This is a genomic window from Agromyces subbeticus DSM 16689 (assembly GCF_000421565.1).
Taxonomy (GTDB): Bacteria; Actinomycetota; Actinomycetes; order Actinomycetales; family Microbacteriaceae; genus Agromyces; species Agromyces subbeticus.
In genome coordinates this window covers 68,039-86,806 of the sequence record NZ_ATXG01000010.1, presented here as the reverse complement: position 1 = coordinate 86,806, position 18,768 = coordinate 68,039, and the positions used below count along the sequence as shown (strand labels likewise).

General features: G+C 67.8%; 17 protein-coding genes. 7 read left to right on the top strand and 10 right to left on the bottom strand.

Translation table 11 applies throughout. The annotated features are described in order from the left end of the window. Window positions 1–45 precede the first annotated feature (45 nt). Window positions 46–1,176: an acyltransferase family protein gene (locus H521_RS0113870; protein ID WP_026482288.1), complete on the top strand. Its 1,131-nt coding sequence runs from the start codon at window positions 46–48 to the stop codon at window positions 1,174–1,176. 24 nt (window positions 1,177–1,200) lie between these two features. Here H521_RS0113870 and H521_RS0113865 read toward each other — a convergent pair whose 3' ends face one another. From H521_RS0113865 to H521_RS23430, 4 genes are all read right to left on the bottom strand, one after another. Next, window positions 1,201–2,376, bottom strand: coding sequence for a glycosyltransferase (locus tag H521_RS0113865; RefSeq protein WP_156891455.1), 1,176 nt, complete (start codon window positions 2,374–2,376; stop codon window positions 1,201–1,203). 55 nt (window positions 2,377–2,431) lie between these two features. Further along, a complete protein-coding gene (locus tag H521_RS0113860) occupies window positions 2,432–3,592 on the bottom strand; it encodes a glycosyltransferase family 4 protein (RefSeq protein WP_022893631.1) in 1,161 nt (386 codons plus the stop codon). Continuing rightward, window positions 3,589–4,650, bottom strand: a complete 1,062-nt coding sequence (locus tag H521_RS0113855) for a glycosyltransferase family protein (RefSeq protein ID WP_022893630.1) — start codon at window positions 4,648–4,650, stop codon at window positions 3,589–3,591. The genes H521_RS0113860 and H521_RS0113855 overlap by 4 nt, the downstream gene beginning before the upstream one ends. A gap of 100 nt (window positions 4,651–4,750) precedes the next feature. Next, entirely contained in the window at window positions 4,751–5,992 is a 1,242-nt protein-coding gene (locus H521_RS23430; RefSeq protein ID WP_022893629.1) for a glycosyltransferase family protein, read from the bottom strand. A 244-nt stretch (window positions 5,993–6,236) separates the two neighbouring features. On the opposite strand from H521_RS23430, the gene H521_RS23425 reads away from it, so the two are divergent. From H521_RS23425 to H521_RS0113825, 4 genes are all read left to right on the top strand, one after another. Continuing rightward, a complete protein-coding gene (locus tag H521_RS23425) occupies window positions 6,237–7,472 on the top strand; it encodes a glycosyltransferase family protein (RefSeq protein ID WP_156891454.1) in 1,236 nt (411 codons plus the stop codon). Next, entirely contained in the window at window positions 7,469–8,551 is a 1,083-nt protein-coding gene (gene wecB, locus H521_RS0113835) for a non-hydrolyzing UDP-N-acetylglucosamine 2-epimerase (protein ID WP_022893626.1), read from the top strand. Before H521_RS23425 ends, wecB begins: the two co-directional genes overlap by 4 nt. A 48-nt stretch (window positions 8,552–8,599) precedes the next feature. Continuing rightward, window positions 8,600–9,904 (top strand): nucleotide sugar dehydrogenase, encoded by a 1,305-nt coding sequence (locus H521_RS0113830; RefSeq protein WP_022893625.1) that lies wholly within the window; start codon window positions 8,600–8,602, stop codon window positions 9,902–9,904. A 107-nt stretch (window positions 9,905–10,011) separates the two neighbouring features. After that, the gene (locus H521_RS0113825) at window positions 10,012–11,127 is read left to right on the top strand and encodes a hypothetical protein (RefSeq protein WP_156891452.1); all 1,116 of its coding nucleotides are present in this window, start codon (window positions 10,012–10,014) and stop codon (window positions 11,125–11,127) included. Here H521_RS0113825 and H521_RS0113820 read toward each other — a convergent pair. The 3 genes from H521_RS0113820 to rfbB all read right to left on the bottom strand — a co-directional run bounded on the left by H521_RS0113820 (window position 11,117) and on the right by rfbB (window position 14,310). Next, a complete protein-coding gene (locus H521_RS0113820; RefSeq protein WP_156891451.1) occupies window positions 11,117–12,346 on the bottom strand; it encodes a lipopolysaccharide biosynthesis protein in 1,230 nt (409 codons plus the stop codon). The two genes, H521_RS0113825 and H521_RS0113820, sit on opposite strands and share 11 nt — an antisense overlap. A 106-nt stretch (window positions 12,347–12,452) precedes the next feature. Then, the gene (gene rfbD, locus H521_RS0113815) at window positions 12,453–13,304 is read right to left on the bottom strand and encodes a dTDP-4-dehydrorhamnose reductase (RefSeq protein WP_022893622.1); all 852 of its coding nucleotides are present in this window, start codon (window positions 13,302–13,304) and stop codon (window positions 12,453–12,455) included. A gap of 10 nt (window positions 13,305–13,314) precedes the next feature. Continuing rightward, window positions 13,315–14,310, bottom strand: coding sequence for a dTDP-glucose 4,6-dehydratase (gene rfbB / locus H521_RS0113810; RefSeq protein WP_022893621.1), 996 nt, complete (start codon window positions 14,308–14,310; stop codon window positions 13,315–13,317). A 73-nt stretch (window positions 14,311–14,383) separates the two neighbouring features. On the opposite strand from rfbB, the gene H521_RS0113805 reads away from it, so the two are divergent. Together H521_RS0113805 and rfbA are read left to right on the top strand one after the other, a co-directional pair. Next, window positions 14,384–14,995 (top strand): dTDP-4-dehydrorhamnose 3,5-epimerase family protein, encoded by a 612-nt coding sequence (locus H521_RS0113805; protein WP_026482287.1) that lies wholly within the window; start codon window positions 14,384–14,386, stop codon window positions 14,993–14,995. 4 nt (window positions 14,996–14,999) lie between these two features. Further along, the gene (gene rfbA / locus H521_RS0113800; RefSeq protein WP_022893619.1) at window positions 15,000–15,866 is read left to right on the top strand and encodes a glucose-1-phosphate thymidylyltransferase RfbA; all 867 of its coding nucleotides are present in this window, start codon (window positions 15,000–15,002) and stop codon (window positions 15,864–15,866) included. On the opposite strand, the gene H521_RS0113795 is transcribed toward rfbA, so the two are convergent. The 3 genes from H521_RS0113795 to H521_RS23420 are packed head-to-tail and all read right to left on the bottom strand — an operon-like array spanning window position 15,841 to window position 18,739. Further along, a complete protein-coding gene (locus tag H521_RS0113795) occupies window positions 15,841–16,815 on the bottom strand; it encodes an NAD-dependent epimerase/dehydratase family protein (protein WP_022893618.1) in 975 nt (324 codons plus the stop codon). The genes rfbA and H521_RS0113795 overlap by 26 nt on opposite strands. Continuing rightward, entirely contained in the window at window positions 16,812–17,879 is a 1,068-nt protein-coding gene (locus tag H521_RS0113790; RefSeq protein WP_245560995.1) for a glycosyltransferase, read from the bottom strand. The genes H521_RS0113795 and H521_RS0113790 overlap by 4 nt, the downstream gene beginning before the upstream one ends. Then, a complete protein-coding gene (locus tag H521_RS23420; protein ID WP_040424726.1) occupies window positions 17,876–18,739 on the bottom strand; it encodes a glycosyltransferase family 2 protein in 864 nt (287 codons plus the stop codon). The genes H521_RS0113790 and H521_RS23420 overlap by 4 nt, the downstream gene beginning before the upstream one ends. Between the last annotated feature and the right edge of the window lie 29 nt (window positions 18,740–18,768).

Sequence of the window (18,768 nt, the reverse complement as noted above, 5' to 3'; positions counted from 1 at the left end):
CCGTGCCGCTCCGGCTCCGTCACGCCGTCCCAGGAAGATCTCCCGCTGGCCACGTCCACCCTCACTCAGCCCACACCACGACTGGATGCGCTCACCGGTCTGCGGTGGTGGGCGGCGTTCATGGTCTTCCTGTATCACATGATGGTCTTCGCCCCTCTGCCCGGGCCGATCTCCGCCGTGTTCAATCAGGGATACCTCGGCGTGACGTTCTTCTTCGTCCTGTCCGGATTCGTGCTCACCTGGTCGGCTCGGCCGAGGGTGCCCGTCTCGACGTTCTACTGGCGCAGGTTCGCTCGGATCTACCCGTCGCATTTCGTCGCGCTCCTGCTCGCGATCCCGGTCTTCTACACGTTCGCGGCCGTACCGCCCGACAGCATCCTGAAGCCGTTCGACCCGGCGGTCCTCTCCCTGTCGGTCCTCGTGATCCAGGGCTGGTGGCTGGCCCCGGCGATCCTGTTCTCCGGCAACCCGGCGGCATGGACTCTCACATGCGAGTTCTTCTTCTATGCGCTGCATCCGCTGATCTCGAAGGTCCTGGTTCCGCACGGCCGTCGGATCGCGCTGTGCGTCGCCGTCGGGATCGTGCTCGTGGCGTTCACGTACCGTGCACTCGTCGTCGCGTCGCCGAGTGCGTGGTACGCCGCGCTCCCGATCCCCGTGTTCCGACTGCCCGAGTTCATCCTCGGCATGGCGCTGGCGTGGGCGATCCGTTCGGGATGGCGTGTCCGCATCCATCCGCTCGTCGGTGTCGGCTCGCTCGTGGCGGTCGTGCTCGCGATCGTCGCGATCGCCGGCTTTGCTCCGACCGCTCCGGTGCTGTCGCTGGTTCCCCAGTTCGGAAACGAACTGTTCACCGTGGCCTGCGCGCTCGCGATTATCGCGATCACGCAGTGTGCGGTCGACGGCAGACGGACCGGCTTCGAGTCCGCGTCCCAGGTGAAGCTCGGAGAGTGGTCGTTCGCGTTCTATCTGGTGCACGCCACGTTCATCTACCTTGCGCTCAGGATCTTCGGCTTTCAGCCCGCGTCGTGGACCAACCTCGGTTGGTTCGTCGCGCTGCTGGCCGTCGACCTCGCTGCGGCGTGGGCACTGCACCGCCTCATCGAGCGGCCGTTCGAGCGGCGGATGCGGCGCTGGAAGGACGTGAAGGACGCGGATCGGCGGGTCGCCGTGTAGCGAGTCGCCCTCGCATGCGAACGCTCAACCGAGCTTCGGCGATATCCAGTGATCGATGAGCGCGCGCGCGCTCGCCGGCCCGGAGTGCACGGCGGCGACGTAGTCGACGCCCGCAGCCGCGATCGCCTGCGCCGCCGGTCGATCCTCGGCCAGCCGTCGCACCGTCTCGGCCAACGTGTCGGGTGTCGCCTCGACGATCGGCAGCGGGATGCCGAACTCCGCCTCGACGCGGTCGCGTACGAACGGCAGCACATGGCCGATGACGACGCGTCCGGCAGCCATCGCCTCGCACGCGGCGACGCCGTACGATCCCGCACGGAACTGGTCGATGACGACGTCCGCTTCGGCGAAGACGGCGGGCATCCGGGATGCTGCGGTGCCGGTCACGAGGCTGAACTCGACGACGCCCGATCGGATGAGCGGGTCGATGGCGGGTTCGATGTAGTGGCTGCCCTTCACCAACGGTGCGCTGGCGGCGTGCACGATGCGGACCCGGTCGGATGCGAACGGGGTCACGTCGTTCGCGAACGCGGCGGGATCGACGACGACGGGACACCACGTCGCCCACGGCACGTCGAGCAGCAGGTCGGGTGTCGAGACGAACGTGGGTCGCCTGAGGGTGCTGAGGAGTGCGAGATTCGCCTCGGCATCTGCGCGCAGCACATCGGTGCGCGGATCCTCGGGATACATGGACCACGGAGTCAGGGTTGAATGCCGATCGGGGTTGCGGATGTCGGTGCCGTGGCAGAGGTAGGCCACGGAAACATCGTTCGACTCGAACGCGGCGATTTCACGGGCCACGTCGCGACCGAACTTCGACCCGAAGATCGGTCGTTCCGCTTCGATGAGCACGTGCGAGTACGACTGCGCGGCCGCCCATTCCGCCGACTGCCATTCGGCCGAGGAATTGACCACCGCGACCGGGACCAGGGTGTCCGCGGTGAAGGAGAAGCCGCCCGGCAACTCGACGGCCATGTTTCGTGCGCCGATGCGCGGATCCGCGGATTCGAGCGCCCTCGCCCACCGGTATCCCTGACCGGAGTAGTTGGTCGGCGCGATGTAGACGCGGACGGGGGCGTCGGGCACCTCGGTGACGGGGCCGGTGCGACCGCCGCCCAACAGGCGCGACGCCAGGCGGCCCGCGACCCCGTCGGGATTCCGTGCCGCCGACTCGATCACACGGTCGATCCATGTCGGCATCGACGAACGATGCCGGACCAACCAACCGGCGGTCGCCGCGAAGATGCCCGCCACGTCAACGACCGCCCGTGCGGACGACGTCCTCGATGACGGCCGCCACCCGGCGTCCGACCGCGGCCATCGAGTGCTCGGAGACCGTCCACGACGCGAGCGCCGTCCGCTCGGTTGCGGAGAGCGGGCCATCGGCGAATTCGCGCATCGCCCCGGCGATCGCCGAGGGGTCGTACGGAAGTGCGACGCCCGCGCGGACGCTCTCGTTGGCGGACTCGAGGAACGGAGCGGTCGGTCCGGGGCCGGCGAAGATCACCGGGCATCCGGACGCGAGTGACGAATACGCCTTCGAGGTGAACGCGTAGTCGTAGCCGGTTCCGGGCTTCAGCGTGGCGAGACTGGCCGTCGCCGCAGACAACTGGGGCGCGAGCTCCGCGGGCGGCACGAACTCGGCGAACTCCACGGAGTCCGCGATGCCGAGCTCACGCGCCCTCGCTTCGAGGGCGGCACGTTCACTACCGTTGCCGACGAATCGCAGCGTGTATCCGGAGTGAGTGGTCGCGAACTCCGAGAACGCATCGACGAGCACTTCGGCCCCATGCCACGCGGAGAACGTGCCGGCATAGACGAAGACCCGCTGGACGGGGGCTTCCATCACGGAGAAGGCGCTCGTGTCGGCGCCGAAGCCGGTCACGGTGATCGACCGGCCGACCCCGAGCTCGCGGACCCGCTCCGCGACGCCCTGCGAGATCGTGACCAGGTGCGCCGCCCCGTTCATGGCGAAGCGCTCGAACGAACGGAGGACCCGGATGACCGTGCGCGACCCGGTCGCCATGTCGGCCGCATCCGACCAGACGTCGGCGGCGTCGTAGACGTACGGGATCCTCCGGAGCGCGCACACGATGCGCACGACGACGCCGGTCGTCGGGGGTGGTTCGACGAACACGGCCGCGGGGCGGCGGGTGAACAGCAGGCGGAAGACGAGGGGCACGTCGAAGCTCATGTACTGGAGGTACCCGCGGACGTATCCGGTCCGGTCTCGCAGCACGGGGAAGGTTCGCACCCGCTCGCCGCGTGATTCGACCGCCATTCCCGCCGGCGGACGAACCGTGATGACGTCCACAGCATGACCGCCGGCGAGCAGCGCTTCGGCGACCGAGGTCAGGAAGAAGGACGCGGCGGCCGGCTCCGGGCGATAGATCCTGGAGACGATCGTGACTCTCACGCTCGCACCATCAGGAAGTGCTCCATGAGCACCGCGCTCGAGAAGTCGCCGTTATGCAGGCGGCGGACGAACTCGGGTCCTTGGGCGGCGACAGCGCGATAGTGGTCACGTCGCGCGACGATGTCGCGGAGGACCTCTTCGACCGTGTCGATCGTCGTCTCGGGGATCGGCAGGGCCATGCCGGCATTCTGCTCGACGACGCCGCGAACCTGATCGGTCACATGTGCGAGCACGATTCGGCCGGAGGCCATCGTCTCGCACGCCCCGACTCCGTAGTCGCCGATGCGGAACTGATCGAGGACCACGTCGGCGTCGGCGAACACGCGAGGCATCTCGTGATTCGGGATGCCGCTCAACTCGACGTACTCGATGAGGCCCTCGTCATGGAGACGACGCGCGATCGGCGCCACCTCCAGAGTCCCCTTCACGTTCGGGTTCGTCGGCGCGTGCACCACCTTGATCCGGTCTCGCTCGAGCAGGGGCTCGTCGTTCGCCCACTTCGCCGGATCGACGATGACGCCGAGGAAGTGCGCCTTCGGCAGGTCGATCAGGAGGCCGGCGGTCGAGACGAAGGTCGGCACGTCGAGATCGGCGATGAGCTCGAGGTTCTCGGCGACGACGGTTTCGACGAGGTCGGCCGAGACCCAGACATCGTTGTGGAAGAAGGACCACGGCTCATGCGCCTTGTGCGTCGACGGGAGGCGCACGTCGGTGCCGTGGCCGACGATTCCCACGGTGATGTCCGCGTCCTGCATCAGGGCCACCTGTCGGCGCATGTCGCCCTTGTACAGGCCGCCGAGCACCGGGAAGCACGCCTCGATGAGCACATGGGTGTACTCGCTCGCGATGACGTCGATCATGTCCTTCTGCCATGCACGGGAGTGCTCAGCGGTACGCCAGGCGACGTGGTAGTCGGCGTCGTACTGCAGCACGTTGTTCTCGGTGTGCACGAAGTTCCGGGCGGAGACCTCGCCGGTCTCCTCGACCGCTCGAGACCACCGATATCCCTGCCCGGCGTAGTTCACCGGTCCGACGAGCATGCGGTGCGGCTTGCTCATGTCGGGCCGCGGCGGTGGTGGCGGCGTAACGCCGCGGGCGCGATCCACGCCGGAGGCGATGGCGTCCTGCACGGGTTTGGGTACGAGCTTCCAAGCGCGCTCAACTGCGGGTTGCACGGGAGCGGTCCTTCCGGTCATGGGGCGTGGCGGGGGCGATCCAGTGCTCGAGCAGTGCCCGAGCCGAGCGCCGGCCGTCGTGGACGTCGCCGACGAACTCGGTCATGTCGGCGCGCCGGGCATCGAGGTCGGGATCGGCGGCGAGATCGCGGAGCATCCGCTCGAGCGTGTCGGGGGACGCCTCGAGGATGGGGACTTCGAGCCCGGTCTGCGCGCGCACCTCTTCGCGCACCTGCTGGGAGACGCTGCCGACGACGATGCATCCGGCCGCCATCGCCTCGCAGGCGGCGACGCCGTACGAACCGGCGCGGAACTGATCCAGCACGACGTCGGCTGCCGCGAAGGCCGGCGGCATCTCCGCGGAGGGGACGCCGCTGATCAGGTCGAGGCGGATGACTCCCTCGGCCTCGAGGCGCTCGAGTGCCGGCATGATGAGCGCGGTGCCCTTCGCCGCCGCCACAGATGGGGCGTGCGCGACGCGGAGCGGCGTGCCCTGGGCACGGGGCACGCGGTCGACGGCCCACCGTCGCAGGTCGACGACGACCGGGCACCAGGTCGCGCCGGGCAGGTCGAGGAGCAGATCGGGAGTGGACACGAAGGCCGGTCGGCCGCTGTCCTCGACCAACGCGATGTTCCGAGCGGCGAGTGCTTCGGCCCGGGGGACGTAGATCGACGGATCGGCGTAGTACGACGAGCTGTTCGCCGCCATGTGCCGTGAGGGCAGTCGGACGTCGGTGCCATGCGCGAGGTATGCGACATTCACGCCGCGGTTCATCAGCGCGCGGGCCTGCGCCCCGACCGATCGACCCAGAAGCCTTCCGAACGGCGGCTCCTCGGCCTCGATGAGCACGTGGGTCGCTCGGGAGGCGGCCTCGAACTGCCGCTCCTGCCAGTCGGCGTCGTTGTGATAGCTACCGACGGGGACGACCAGGTCCGCGTCGAACGAGAATCCGCCGGGAACGTCGATCGCCATGTTCCGTGCGGAGAGGTCGGGATCCGCACGCTCGAGCGCGCGGGCCCATGCCGTGCCCTGCCCCGAATAGTTGACGGGCGCGATGAGCACGCGTCGGGGGCGGTCATCGAACCGCGTCGCCGCCACGCTGCCCCGTGGGGCGGGCCTGCCCAGACGGCGCGCCGCGATTCTGCCGATCGCACTCATCGGCGCATCTGCGATCGCATCGATCGCGGCGTTCACGACGCGCGGAAGGTCGTTCCGATTCACCATTCCCGATGGTCGTCCCGTCGTGCGCGTGTCATGCGGCAAGTCTACTGAAGCCCGCGGCCGGATTCCCTGGGTGCGCGGCGCCGGCCGGCGGCATCCGCGCGGACTGCAGGCACGGATGTCCCACCCGTAAACTCGACGGCATGAGAGCCCGAATCGCAGCCATCGAGTGCCGCCTGCCCGCGGCCGTCCTCGAGCACGGCGCCGCTGGCCGAGACCTCGCGTGGCGAGGGCTGGGCGTCGCGTGGTGAGCGCCGGTACCGCCACCGAGCCGGCGGTGGCCTCCCGACGACGGCCCCGGGTGCTGATCCTCTCCTACGAGGACATCAGCGTCGACCCGAGGGTGATGAAGCAGGTCCGCCTGCTGACTCCCCAGTACGAGGTGACGACGTGCGGTCCCGGCCCCCAGCCGCACCCCGACGTCGTGCACGTCGAACTCGATGCGGAAACGGTGCGGCCTCGTGGTCGCGTCGGCCACCTCCTCGACGACATCGCCCGGGAACGCGAGTGGTTCTCCTGGACCTATCGACACGGGGAGCTCGTGCAGCAGACCGCGGAACGGCTCGAGGGTCGTTCCTTCGATGCGGCGATCGCGAACGACGCGGGAACGGTCGGGGTGGCGAACCGCATCGTCGGGGCTCGCCGTGTGCACGCCGATCTCCACGAGTTCTTCCCCGGACTGCCGGTGGCGGACAACGCCTCCGGACGACGGCAGGTGCGGTACTGGAAGTGGCTGACGAGGGTGCACGCCGCGAAGGCGCGTTCCTCGACCACCGTCGGGTGGGAGATCGCGAAGCGATATCGGGAGTTCGGCTTGAACCCGGGCGTCGTGACCAATGCTCCGCCGTACCGGGAGCTGGACGTCGCTCCGACGAGTCGTCCGATCAGGATCGTGCACAGCGGCAACCCCTTCCGGGAACGGGGGCTCGCCGAGATCATGCGGGCGGTCGCCGCCGTCCCGGCGGAGATGACCCTCGACCTCTACCTCACGCACAACGGCACCGCTGATCGGGCCTACCTGGTGGACCTCGCCGAGTCACTCGGTCAGCGGATCTCCATCCACGAGCCGGTCTCCCAAGCAGTGCTCGTCGAGACGCTCCATCAGTACGATGTCGGCATCCACGTGCTGCCTCCGACGAGCGAGAACAACGCCCTGGCGCTGCCGAACAAGTTCTTCGACTTCGTCCAGGCACGACTCGCGGTCGTCGTGGGCCCGTCGGCGGAGATGGCGCGGCTCGTCCGCGAGCGCGGCCTCGGCGTGGTGACGGGGTCGTTCGAGGAATCGGCGATCGTCGACGCACTCGACTCGCTGACCGTGGACCAGGTCGACGCTTTCAAGTCGGCTTCGGACTCTGCAGCGGTCGAACTCGCGGCCGAGACCCAGGTCGCGGTCTGGGATGAGGCGATCCGATCCATCGTCGGGAGCGAACCCGACGATCGATCGCGCCGACGATCCGTGCGGCGACGGGGGGCGGCGCGATGAAGCTGGTCAGCGTCGTCGGCGCACGTCCGCAGTTCGTCAAGCTCGCTCCCATCCACAAGGCGGCCGTGGCCGCGGGAATCGAGCATGTCATCGTGCACACGGGGCAGCACTACGACCCCATGCTCTCCGATGTCTTCTTCGCCGACCTCGGCATCGACGATCCCGACGTGCACCTCGGCGTCGGCAGCGGCTCGCACGGCGTGCAGACGGGTGCCATGCTCGCGGCACTCGATGCCGTCTTCGACGAGCACCGGCCGGACTGGGTCCTCGTCTACGGAGACACGAACTCCACGCTCGCGGCGGCGCTCAGCGCGGTGAAGCTGCACGTGCCCGTCGCGCATCTCGAGGCCGGGCTCCGGAGCTTCAACCGGCGGATGCCCGAGGAGCTCAATCGGGTGATGACCGACCACGCAGCCGATCTGCTGCTCGCACCGACCCTCGTCGCCGTCGATCACCTCACCGCCGAAGGCCTCGCCGACCGCACGGTCATGGTCGGCGACGTCATGACCGACGTACTCTTCGAGGTTCGCGACCGGAACGCGGGCGCGGTCTCGTCGTTGCTGGGCGAGCTCGGGCTCGAGGCGGGCGGGTACTACCTCGCGACGATCCACCGGGCCGAGAACACCGATGACCCCGTGCGCCTCGCCGAGGTCGTCGAGGGGCTCTCGGGCCTGGATCGACCGGTGGTGCTGCTCGCGCATCCGCGGCTGATCGCCCGGGCGGCAGCGCACGGGATCGTGCTGACCAGCGGTTCCCTCGTCGCGCATGCGCCGCTGTCGTATCCCGAGCTCATCGCCGCCGCGATGTCGAGCGCGGGGATCGTCACCGATTCCGGCGGACTGCAGAAGGAGGCGTTCCTGCTCCGAGTGTCGTGCACGACCGTCCGCCGCGAGACGGAGTGGGTCGAGACGGTGCAACTCGGCTGGAACGTGCTCGCCGATTCGGCGGAGGAGATCGCGGCCGCCGTCGCCCGTCCACGGCCCGCCCGCACCGACGCCGCGCCCTACGGGGACGGGAATGCCGCGGGCCGGGTCATCGCGGAGCTGCTCGGGTCGGCGGATCGCTCCGTCGCCCGGTGAATTCGACCCGGAACCGCCATCGGTTTCCGCGGACCTACTATTGAACCCATGCGTATCGCGGTAGCCGCCCTCGGAAAGATCGGTCTCCCACTGGCCGTCCAGTTCGCCGGATCGGGGCACGAGGTCGTCGGCATCGACGTCAACGCCGGTCTCGTCGACTCGGTCAATGCCGCGCGGGAGCCGTTCCCGGGCGAGGCGGGTCTGCAGGAGAAGCTCGAGGCGGCCATCTCCAGCGGCCGGCTGCGGGCGACGACGCGGTACGCCGACGCGATCCCGGATGCGGAGGTCGTCGTCGTGGTGGTCCCGCTCGTCGTCGACGACGTCACGTGGGAACCGGACTTCTCGTGGATGGATGCCGCGACGGCCTCGATCGCCGAGCATCTGCGCCCCGGCACCCTGGTCATCTACGAGACGACCCTCCCCGTCGGCACCACCCGCGAGCGGTGGAAGCCGATGCTCGAGACGCGGTCGGGGCTCATCGAAGGCGTGGACTTCGATCTCGTGTTCTCGCCGGAACGTGTCTTCTCGGGCCGGATCTTCTCCGATCTGCGCCGGTATCCGAAACTCATCGGGGCGCTCTCAGTGGGAGGCGCACATCGTGCGAAGGCGTTCTACGAGAGCGCCCTGTCGTTCGACGACCGCGACGACCTCGCACGGCCGAACGGCGTGTGGGACCTCGGTTCGGCGGAGGCCGCCGAGATGGCCAAACTCGCCGAGACCACCTACCGGGACGTCAACATCGGGCTCGCGAACCAGTTCGCCCTGTTCGCCAGCGACAACGGCGTCGACGTGTACCAGGTGATCGAGGCCTGCAACTCGCAGCCGTACAGTCACATCCATCGCCCCGGCATCGCAGTCGGAGGGCACTGCATCCCGGTCTATCCGCGCCTCTACCTCTCCACCGATCCCGATGCCGACATCGTCCGTGCTGCCCGGGTGTTCAACGCCTCGATGCCGGAACGACTCGTCGCCAGGGCGGAGGAGCTGCTCGGTTCGCTCCACGGCCTGCGCACGGTGGTGCTCGGGGCCGCCTATCGCGGAGGCGTGAAGGAGACCGCGTTCTCGGGAGTCTTCCCGACGGTCGACGCGCTGCGTTCGCGAGGCGCGGCCGTGCGGGTGCACGATCCGCTCTACACCGACGACGAGCTGCGGGACCTCGGATTCGATCCGTATTCCTTCGGCGACGACGTGGACGTGGTGATCGTGCAGACCGATCACCCCGAGTATCGTGACCTCGCGCCCGCGGCGCTGCCCGCCGTGAAGCTGCTCGTCGACGGCAGGGCGGTGACGGATGCCGCCCTCTGGTCCGGCGTGCCCCGTATCGTCATCGGGACGCCGTCCGCGAAGGTCTGATCCGGATGTCGGCCGTGCGTCGCGCCGCAGGGCGCCTCTTCGATCGGATGCCCCGGTCCGTCCAGGTCCGATTGCTGCCGCGTGCGTTCGGATTCTCGCGACGCGACGTGCCCGCACCCATCGTGGCGCCGCAGGGCGGACGCCGGCTCTACATCGCGCCCGCGAACTACGCCGGGGCGGCGACATCCTGGGCCCGCGCCGCCGAGGCCATCGCAGACGTCGGCGCCCGGAACATGGTCCTCCGGGCTGCGGGCGGATTCGCGTTCCCAGCGGACTACGAGGTCCCCGCCGCCGTCTACGCGTATTCGAAGCGGTGGCAGCGGGGCCAGTTCCGCGCGGTGTCCGGCGGGTTCAGCCACGTGATCGTCGAGGCGCAGCGGCCGCTGTTCGGAACGCTGTTCGCCGGCGATCCATCCGACACCTGCGCCACGGTCCTCGCCGAGGTCCGTGCACTTCGCGCTCGAGGCGTCGAGATCGCGATGCTCTGCCACGGTTCCGATATCCGGCTTCCGAGCCGCCACGCGGAGCTCGAGCCGGACTCGCCGTTCACCTCGCGCCCCGGCGGTCAGCCTGCCTACGGCGACACGGCGTTGCTCGAGGAGTACGCGTCCGCGAACCGATCGTTGCTGAGCGACGTCGGCGCGCCCGTCTTCGTCTCGACGCCCGACCTGCTGATCGACGTGCCGGAGGCCTCCTGGCTGCCCCTCGTCATCCCGCCGTCGTGGTTCGGGCTGAACTCCGGTCCTCCGCTCGTGCGCGAACGCCCCGTGGTGGTGCATGTGCCGAGCCGTGCCGGGCTGAAGGGTTCCGACCTCATCGAAGCGACGATGCGGCGGCTGCACGATGAGGGGCTGGTCACCTACGAACGTCGGGAGAACCTGCGGTCGGCGGAGATGCCGGCGGTCTACGGCGCCGCGGACATCGTGCTCGATCAGTTCGCGATCGGCAACTACGGGGTGGCGGCCGGCGAGGCGATGGCGGCAGGGAGGCTCGTCGTCTCGCATGTCAGCACTCAGGTCCGGGATCACGTCGCGTCACTCGGCCGCGGCGCGCTCCCGATCGTCGAGACCCGTGCTCGAGACCTCGAGCGGACGCTCCGCGACATCCTCGTGCACCGGGACTGCTTCCGCGCGGTCGCAGCCGACGGTCCGGCATTCGTCGGCGCCGTGCACGACGGGCGGCTCGCGCGCGACGTGTTGGAGCGCGATCTCCTCAGGCGGTGACGTGTCGCTGCGCCGACGTTGCCGATCGGAGCGCGAGCAGCTGCACTGCGAGCACGCTCACCTCCGAGATGGCGAGACCCCACGCGAGGCCGACGACGCCGAACCAGATGGTGAACGGGAGCATGAGCACGATGCCCACCACCGCTCCGACGATCGTGCTGCGGGCGAGCACGCGAGCCAGGTCGAGCGCGGTCAGGCAGGCGAATCCCGTGAGCTGCGACGCCAGGAGCGCCGCGAGGTTCACGCCCATCGCGATGGCGAGTGCGGAGGCGATCGCGATGGTGCCGCCCGACAGGAGCGCGCCCATCCACGGCGCGAGCAGCGCATACGCCCAACCGCCGAGTATGCCGAGACTCAGCGCGAGGAGGATGACGCGACGGGCTCGCGCGACGGTCTCCGCACGATCGGCGTTCGGCACGTAGCCCTGTGCGACCTGCACCACGGGCCTCGTCGAATAGAGCGCGAGGCGCACGATCCGCTCGGCGAGCGCGTAGACGGCGGTCGCGCTCGGGATGATGAGCTGCACGAGCACGATCGGCACGTTCACGTACAACGACGTCGTCACGGCCATCGTGACGGGAGCACCCTGGCCCGAGAGATTCGAAACCGCTCGCACCGGTGAGATGGTGAAGGACCACCCGTCGTACCGTCGCAGGATGTCGACGCTGCTCGCCGCGGCCGCGGCGAGTACGCCCGCCAGCTGCAGTCCCGCGAACAGCCGCGCATCGCCGGTTGCGACGAGTGCGACGGCGCCGATCATCGTGCCGGCGATACGGGGGAGCGTGTCGAGCAAGAGGAACCGGATCGGGCTCTTCTCACCGACGAAGAACCAGCCTGCACCGAGCGCCACGAGGATTCCGCTCGAGACGGTGAGACCTGCAAGCCACGGATCGCCATCCGAGAGGGAGATCGCGAGCACCACGGCGATCGGTACGACGAGCACGGTCAACCAGGTCCGGCTGAGAAGTGAGTCGAAGAAGAAGCCGCCGCGCTCTGCCACCGGCATTGCTGCGACATCTGTCGGGCCGGTCACGCCCCAGCCGAAGACCGCGACGACGAAAGCGAAACCGGCGACCGCCTGGGCGACGGCGATCGTCGTCCACGCCGCCTCTCCGGCCGCGATGATGACGGCGGGGATGACGGCGATGCTCACGATCCCGCTGATCACGACCGAGAGACCGTAGCCGCTCGTCGCTCGCATCGCCACGCGCCGCTTCACCGATCCCACTCCTGTCTCCGGCGACTGGTCGCCACTCGGCGTGCGCGGGTTCGCGGGTTCGCGGGTTCGCGCTAAGGTATCGCTCCGGTCTGTGCGGCGCCAAGTCTCAAACCGGCCGCAGGACGCCGTGGCGCGCGGCATCCTCGAGCGCAGCCCGCCACGGCCTCATCGGCTCGATACCTGCCGCCGTCCACGATTCGTGTCCGAGCACCGAACTGGCGGGCCGTGGTGCCGGTCGGACGAAGGCGGTGCTGTCGGTTCTGGTGATCCGGTCGGGATCGAAACCGGCGGCCTCGAGGACCGCTCGGGCGAACTCGAACCACGTCGCCTGGCCGGCATTCGTGCCATGGTAGATGCCGGCGGGGGCGGCCGCATCCATCAGCTCGACGATCTTCGTCGCGAGGTCGCGGGTCCACGTCGGCTGTCCAAGCTGGTCGTCGACCACGGCCCACGTCTCACGGGACCCTGCGAGAGAAAGCATGGTGCGCGCGAAGTTCGGACCATGTGCTCCGTAGAGCCATGCGGTGCGGACGATGAAGCCGCGGTCCGGCAGGAGATCCTGCACGAATGCTTCGCCTGCTGCCTTCGTGCGGCCGTACGCGGAGATGGGCGCGCGTGCTGCGTCCTCCGGATAGGGTGTCGACGCCGACCCGTCGAAGACGTAGTCGGTCGAGAGCTGCACCATCCTGGCCCCCGAGCGCGCGGCGGCGGCGGCCAGGTTCCTGGCGCCGACCGCGTTCACGGCGTACGCGGCGTCCTCGTTCGATTCCGCCTCGTCGACGCGAGTGTACGCCGCGGTGTTGATGATGACGTCGACACCGGCGCAGGCCGCGTCCACCGCCGCTTCGTCGCGGATGTCGAGGTCCGTCCGGCCGAGGGACACGACCTCACGGTCTCGCAGCGCGTGCTGGAGATCGTGGCCGAGCATGCCGGTGGCGCCGGTGATGAGGTATCGCATCGCCTCGTGCCTACTGGCCCTGTTCGAGGTAGCGGGCCTCGGTCGCGTCCTTCTGCGGCGCCCACCACGCCTCGTTGTCGCGGTACCAGGCGATGGTGTCGGAGAGGCCCGCGGCGAAGTCCGCGAACCGCGGCGACCAGCCGAGTTCGCGACGGAGCTTCGAGGAGTCGATCGCGTATCGCAGGTCGTGCCCCGGTCGGTCGGTGACGAGGTCGTAGGCGTCGGCCGGCTGGCCGAGACCTTGAAGGATGAGCTCGACGACGTCCTTGTTGTTCCTCTCGCCGTCAGCCCCGATCAGGTAGGTCTCGCCGAGGCGGCCGCGTTCGAGAATCCTCAGCACAGCCGAGGAGTGATCATCGGCGTGGATCCAGTCGCGTACGTTCTCGCCGCTGCCGTAGAGCTTCGGCCGTGCTCCACGCAGCACGTTGGTGATCTGCCGCGGAATGAACTTCTCGACGTGCTGGTACGGGCCGTAGTTGTTGGAGCAATTCGAGATCGTCGCCTGCACTCCGAACGACCGAACCCAGGCGCGTACGAGCAGGTCGCTCCCAGCCTTGGTCGAGGAGTACGGACTCGACGGGTTGTACGGCGTCTGCTCCGTGAATCTCGCGGGATCATCGAGCTCGAGGTCCCCGTACACCTCATCGGTGGAGATGTGGTGGAATCGGGTATCGTGGCGCCGCGCCGCTTCGAGGAGGGTGTACGTGCCGATGATGTTCGTCTCGAGGAACGGCCGAGGGTCGTCGAGCGAGTTGTCGTTGTGACTCTCGGCGGCGAAGTGCACCACCGCGTCGTGGGCGGAGAAGAGCCCGTCAACGAGGTCGGCGTCGGCGATGTCGCCGCGCACGAAGCTGAATCGGTCTTCGGGCAGTCCATCGAGCGAAGCGCGATTGCCGGCGTAGGTGAGCTTGTCGAGCACGGTTACCGTGTGGTCGGACTCCGCGAGCACGTGGCGCACGAAGTTGGAGCCGATGAACCCGGCGCCGCCGGTGACGAGGATCTTCATAGAGGTGGGTACCGTCCTATAGCTGGGTGACCCCGGAATTCTACCGGTGACGCAGCTTGGTAAGCTTCTCGTCGTGCAGATCCGCGAGCTGAACATCCCCGACAGCTATGAAATCACTCCGAAGTCGTTCGAGGACGACCGCGGGCTGTTCCTCGAGTGGTATCGGTTCGATCATCTCGAACGCGCGGTCGGCCACGCTCTCGATCTTCGCCAGGGAAACCTCTCAGTGTCGCGCCGAGGCACGTTGCGCGGTGTGCATTTCGCCGATACTCCGCCGGGACAGGCGAAGTACGTGACGGCGGTTGCGGGTGCGGTGCTCGACTTCGTTGTCGATGTCCGGGTCGGGTCGCCCACCTTCGGCGAATGGGACTCCGTGTTGCTCGATTCGACTGATCGTCGGGCGGTCTATCTCGGCGAGGGTCTCGGCCACGCGTTTCTCGCACTCACTGACGACGCCACGGTCACCTACCTCGTATCGGATGTCTATCGTCCCGACCGCGAGCGCGGCATCAACCCACTCGATCCCGAGCTGGGCTTGCGGTTCCCCCCGGGCATCGATGCTCCGTTGCTCTCGCCGAAGGATGACGAGGCTCCGACTCTCGCCGAGGCGGCGGAGCGCGGCATCCTTCCCACCTGGCAGGCGGCCCGCGCCCACTACACCTCACTCGATCACAGGGTAGGCTGACGCGATGCGCGGAATCATCCTGGCCGGCGGCTCAGGCACAAGGCTCTGGCCGATTACCAAGGGCATCTCGAAGCAGCTGATGCCGATCTTCGATAAGCCGATGATCTACTACCCGCTATCGACGCTCATGATGGCTGGTATCGACGAGATCCTGGTCATCACGACGCCCGAGTACCGCGACCAGTTCGCGGCGTTGCTCGGCGACGGATCGCAGCTCGGCATTCGCATCGAATACGCCGTGCAACCGTCGCCAGACGGCTTGGCGCAGGCGTTCATCATCGGCGAGGAGTTCATCGGTGAAGAGCCGGTTGCACTCGTGCTCGGTGACAACATCTTCCACGGTGCAGGGCTTGGCACTGCACTGCGCTCGAACTCGACAGTCGACGGTGCACGAATCTTCGCCTACCACGTGTCCAACCCGCGTTCCTACGGCGTCGTCGAGTTCGATGACGAGTTCACCGCAGTCTCCATCGAAGAGAAACCGACTGATCCGAAGAGCAACTACGCCGTTCCGGGACTCTACTTCTACGATAACGAGGTCGTCCGGATCGCGAAGTCGATCGAGCCGAGCGCACGAGGCGAGCTCGAGATCAGTTCGATCAACGAACGCTACCTGCAGCAAGGCACGCTCAGTGTCCAAGTCCTCGACCGCGGCACGGCGTGGCTCGACACCGGAACGTTCGAGTCGATGATGCAGGCGAGCGACTACGTGCGTGTCATCGAGGAGCGACAGGGCTTCAAGATCGGTTGCATCGAGGAGATCGCGTGGCGAGCCGGTTGGATCGACGACGCGCAGCTGCAGTCGTTGGCCGAACCGCTCGTGAAGAGCGGGTACGGCGCTTACCTCATGCGGCTGCTGGGGCGGGCATAGGGCGACCTCGCTGCACGCCGAGCAGGATGTCGTCGATCGTCGCCCGGATACCGACGACGAGCGGAGTCATCGTTCGCGCATCGAGCTCCGGCCAGAACACTGACCCGATCCTCAGATCGTGTGATTGCAGCGCTGCCGCGGCCGACGTGCCGAGGAGGACCTGCGGAGGACGCTTGAGGATGATCCGGAACTGTCCGATGAGGTCGGCGATGGTCACCGCCCGTCCGGAGGCGAGGTTCTTCACCGCGTATGGGAGTTGTGAGGCGCGAAGCCGGTCGACTGCGTCGAGGATGAGCTCGGCGCAGTCCTCGACGTAGATATAGTCGCGCATCGTGTCGAGCGAAACGTAGATCGAGACCGTTGCGGGGGAGATCTGCGCGCGTGCCAGGTGAGAGATGAGGCCCTGCATCTTGTCGAGTCGCTGCCCGGGGCCGTAGAGATTTGCGATGCGACCCGAGAGTCCGGCTACCCCGTAGTCGGCGGTGAACGTCTCGAGCGCGCGCTCGGCGGCGAGCTTGAATCGACCATACGGTGAGATCGGGGCGGTCGCACTCGTCTCGACGAACGGCGGATGCACCGAGCCTGAGTACACGCCGCCCGCGGACGACGCGTAGAAGACCGCTCCGCTCGTCGAGGCCTTCGCCGCCGTCGCTTCTGCGCCGACGATATCGAGGAAGCGTCGGAACTGATCGAGTTCGCCGTCGAGCTCGGGTTGCGGGGTCGCAGTGACTGCGGCGCCTGCGACCCAGAGCACGGCCCACGGTTCATCCGGGCCGCGATCCTGCAGCAGGCGACGGATGCCCCGGCGTGCCATGTCGGGAAACGCCGATTCATCACCCCACGGCAAAGGCTCGATGGCGACGCGATGCCAGCCCTCGCGGCGATCGACCGCTGTCGCGACAGCGCGGCCGAGCAGGCCGCCGGCGCCGACGATCCAGGTCGAGGTCATCGGGAGCGTTGCGGACCGCGGCCGAGCGGACCGTTGGCGGGGTCCGAAGTGATCAGATATGGGGGGCGACCCATCGCCATGTTGACGTTGATACCGATGTACTCGGCGATGATGCCCAAGGAGAACAGGATCGCTCCGGAGCTCAGCAGGATCACGATCATGGTCGAGGACCAACCCTCGATCGCGATGTCACCCACGAGGCGCTGGACGAGCACGATGATGGCGACGACCACGCCGATGGCGGCGACGAGGATGCCGAGGAGCCCGACGAGGCGAAGCCCCCTGGTACCACTCGTGAGCACCATGCGAAGGAAGTGGCCGAACAAACGCCGTGGTGAGTAGCCGGAGCGTCGGTCACCTTCGTCGCGCAGCTTCACCGGCGACGTCACGATGCGACCGGCAACCCACCCCAGCGCGACATCGAGATACACACCGGATCCCGCATACGCGGCAACGCTCCGGCCGATGCTGCCGAGAACGAGCCGGAAGCTCTGGTAGTCGCTGGCGCCGGTCGTACCGGTGAACCGTTCGAGGATCCGTTTCGCGAGTCGAGAGGCGCTATTGCGCACGACACCGTGGGGAGCCTCGTTCGTCGGCTTGGCGTAAACCACCGACGCATGTTCGCGCATGGCAGTGTCGAGAAGGCCGGCCATTTCGGCGGGGTCGTGCTGGCCATCCTCGTCGAGAGTGATGATCCAGTCGGAACCCGCGGAAGCCATACCGGCGAGTGTCGCCGCATGCTGACCGAAGTTGCGGCTCAGCCAGATGCCGCGAGCGTACGGGTAGCGCTGCTCCAGCTCACGGATGACGCGGTCGGACGCATCAGGCCCGTTGTCATACACGAACAGCACCTCGTCAACCACGAAGCTGTAGCCGTCAGCAGTGGTCTGCATGTGCGTGAGGGGATCGATCTCGGCGATCAGCGCTGCGAGTGTCTTCTCACCCTGATAGACCGGTACGACCACAGAGACTGTGTGCGGGAACCGGCCGCCGTTGTCATCGCTGCCGCTCACGAGAGGTGAATTTACCACAGGGGCTCCGTCATCTGGCTTCACGCCGGTCACGCGGCATCCGTTGTCGATTCGAGGTTCGATCGTCTCATGCGGCGACCGAGATACGCGTAGGTGAGCTGCCGCGCACGGGCCATGGCACGCGCGCGCAGGTTTCCGTATCGCCGGTCGCTGCTGCGGACGACCGCCGGGTGCTCTTCGGCGAGCCAGTCGTGGAAGCCGATGGTCTGCCGCGCCTGATCGCGGACGAGCCGTACGCTCCACTGGCTCGAAGACACGCGGAACGCCGCGAGAGACTGGTCGACTCCAACGAAATCGCCTTGGAGGAGAACGCGCACGTACGTCGCTTCGTCGATGAGATACGGAAAGCGGGAGTCCCACCAGCCCGTTCGTTCGAGCACGTCGCGGCGCATCGTCACACAGGCGGGCTCGCCGAAGATGTTGGTGCCGCTGCGTACTGTGCGTCGGACTGCTTCAGTGCCAGAGTGCACTCCCCTCAGCCCGGCGAGTCCCCGTTTCGTGATGAACGGCTTTCCGTCAGCGTCGACGATGTCACGTGGCGATGCAGCGAGCACCGTCGTCGGGTTCGTCTCGAGAGCAGCCACCTGCTTGGCGACGATGTCACGGGCGATGAGATCATCGCCGCACACGAGCTTCAGATAGATGCCCGTTGCCGCTTGGCTGACCCGATTCCAGTTGGCGAGCGCACCGCCGCCGGCCTCGGTCCGGAGCAGCGTGACTCGAGGATCATCGACATACCGCTGCATGACGTCCCATGTGGCGTCGGTCGAGGCATGGTCGGCGACGATCACCTCGAGGTCGCGGTAGGTCTGGTTGAGCACGGAGTCGAGCGTTTCTCCCAGGTAGTCGGCGTTGTTGTACGCCGGAATCACGATCGAGACGAGTGGTGGCATGGTCACCATTCTCGCTCATGCGGCGCGGA

Coding starts and splice junctions, on each gene's coding strand:
- H521_RS0113865 (WP_156891455.1), bottom strand. CDS start 2,376: ATGCCGACATGGATCGACCGTGTGATCGAGTCGGCGGCACGGAATCCC.
- H521_RS23420 (WP_040424726.1), bottom strand. CDS start 18,739: ATGCCACCACTCGTCTCGATCGTGATTCCGGCGTACAACAACGCCGAC.
- rfbB (WP_022893621.1), bottom strand. CDS start 14,310: ATGAAGATCCTCGTCACCGGCGGCGCCGGGTTCATCGGCTCCAACTTC.
- H521_RS0113830 (WP_022893625.1), top strand. CDS start 8,600: ATGCGTATCGCGGTAGCCGCCCTCGGAAAGATCGGTCTCCCACTGGCC.
- rfbA (WP_022893619.1), top strand. CDS start 15,000: ATGCGCGGAATCATCCTGGCCGGCGGCTCAGGCACAAGGCTCTGGCCG.
- H521_RS0113855 (WP_022893630.1), bottom strand. CDS start 4,650: ATGAGCAAGCCGCACCGCATGCTCGTCGGACCGGTGAACTACGCCGGG.
- wecB (WP_022893626.1), top strand. CDS start 7,469: ATGAAGCTGGTCAGCGTCGTCGGCGCACGTCCGCAGTTCGTCAAGCTC.
- rfbD (WP_022893622.1), bottom strand. CDS start 13,304: ATGCGATACCTCATCACCGGCGCCACCGGCATGCTCGGCCACGATCTC.
- H521_RS0113795 (WP_022893618.1), bottom strand. CDS start 16,815: ATGACCTCGACCTGGATCGTCGGCGCCGGCGGCCTGCTCGGCCGCGCT.
- H521_RS23430 (WP_022893629.1), bottom strand. CDS start 5,992: ATGGTGAATCGGAACGACCTTCCGCGCGTCGTGAACGCCGCGATCGAT.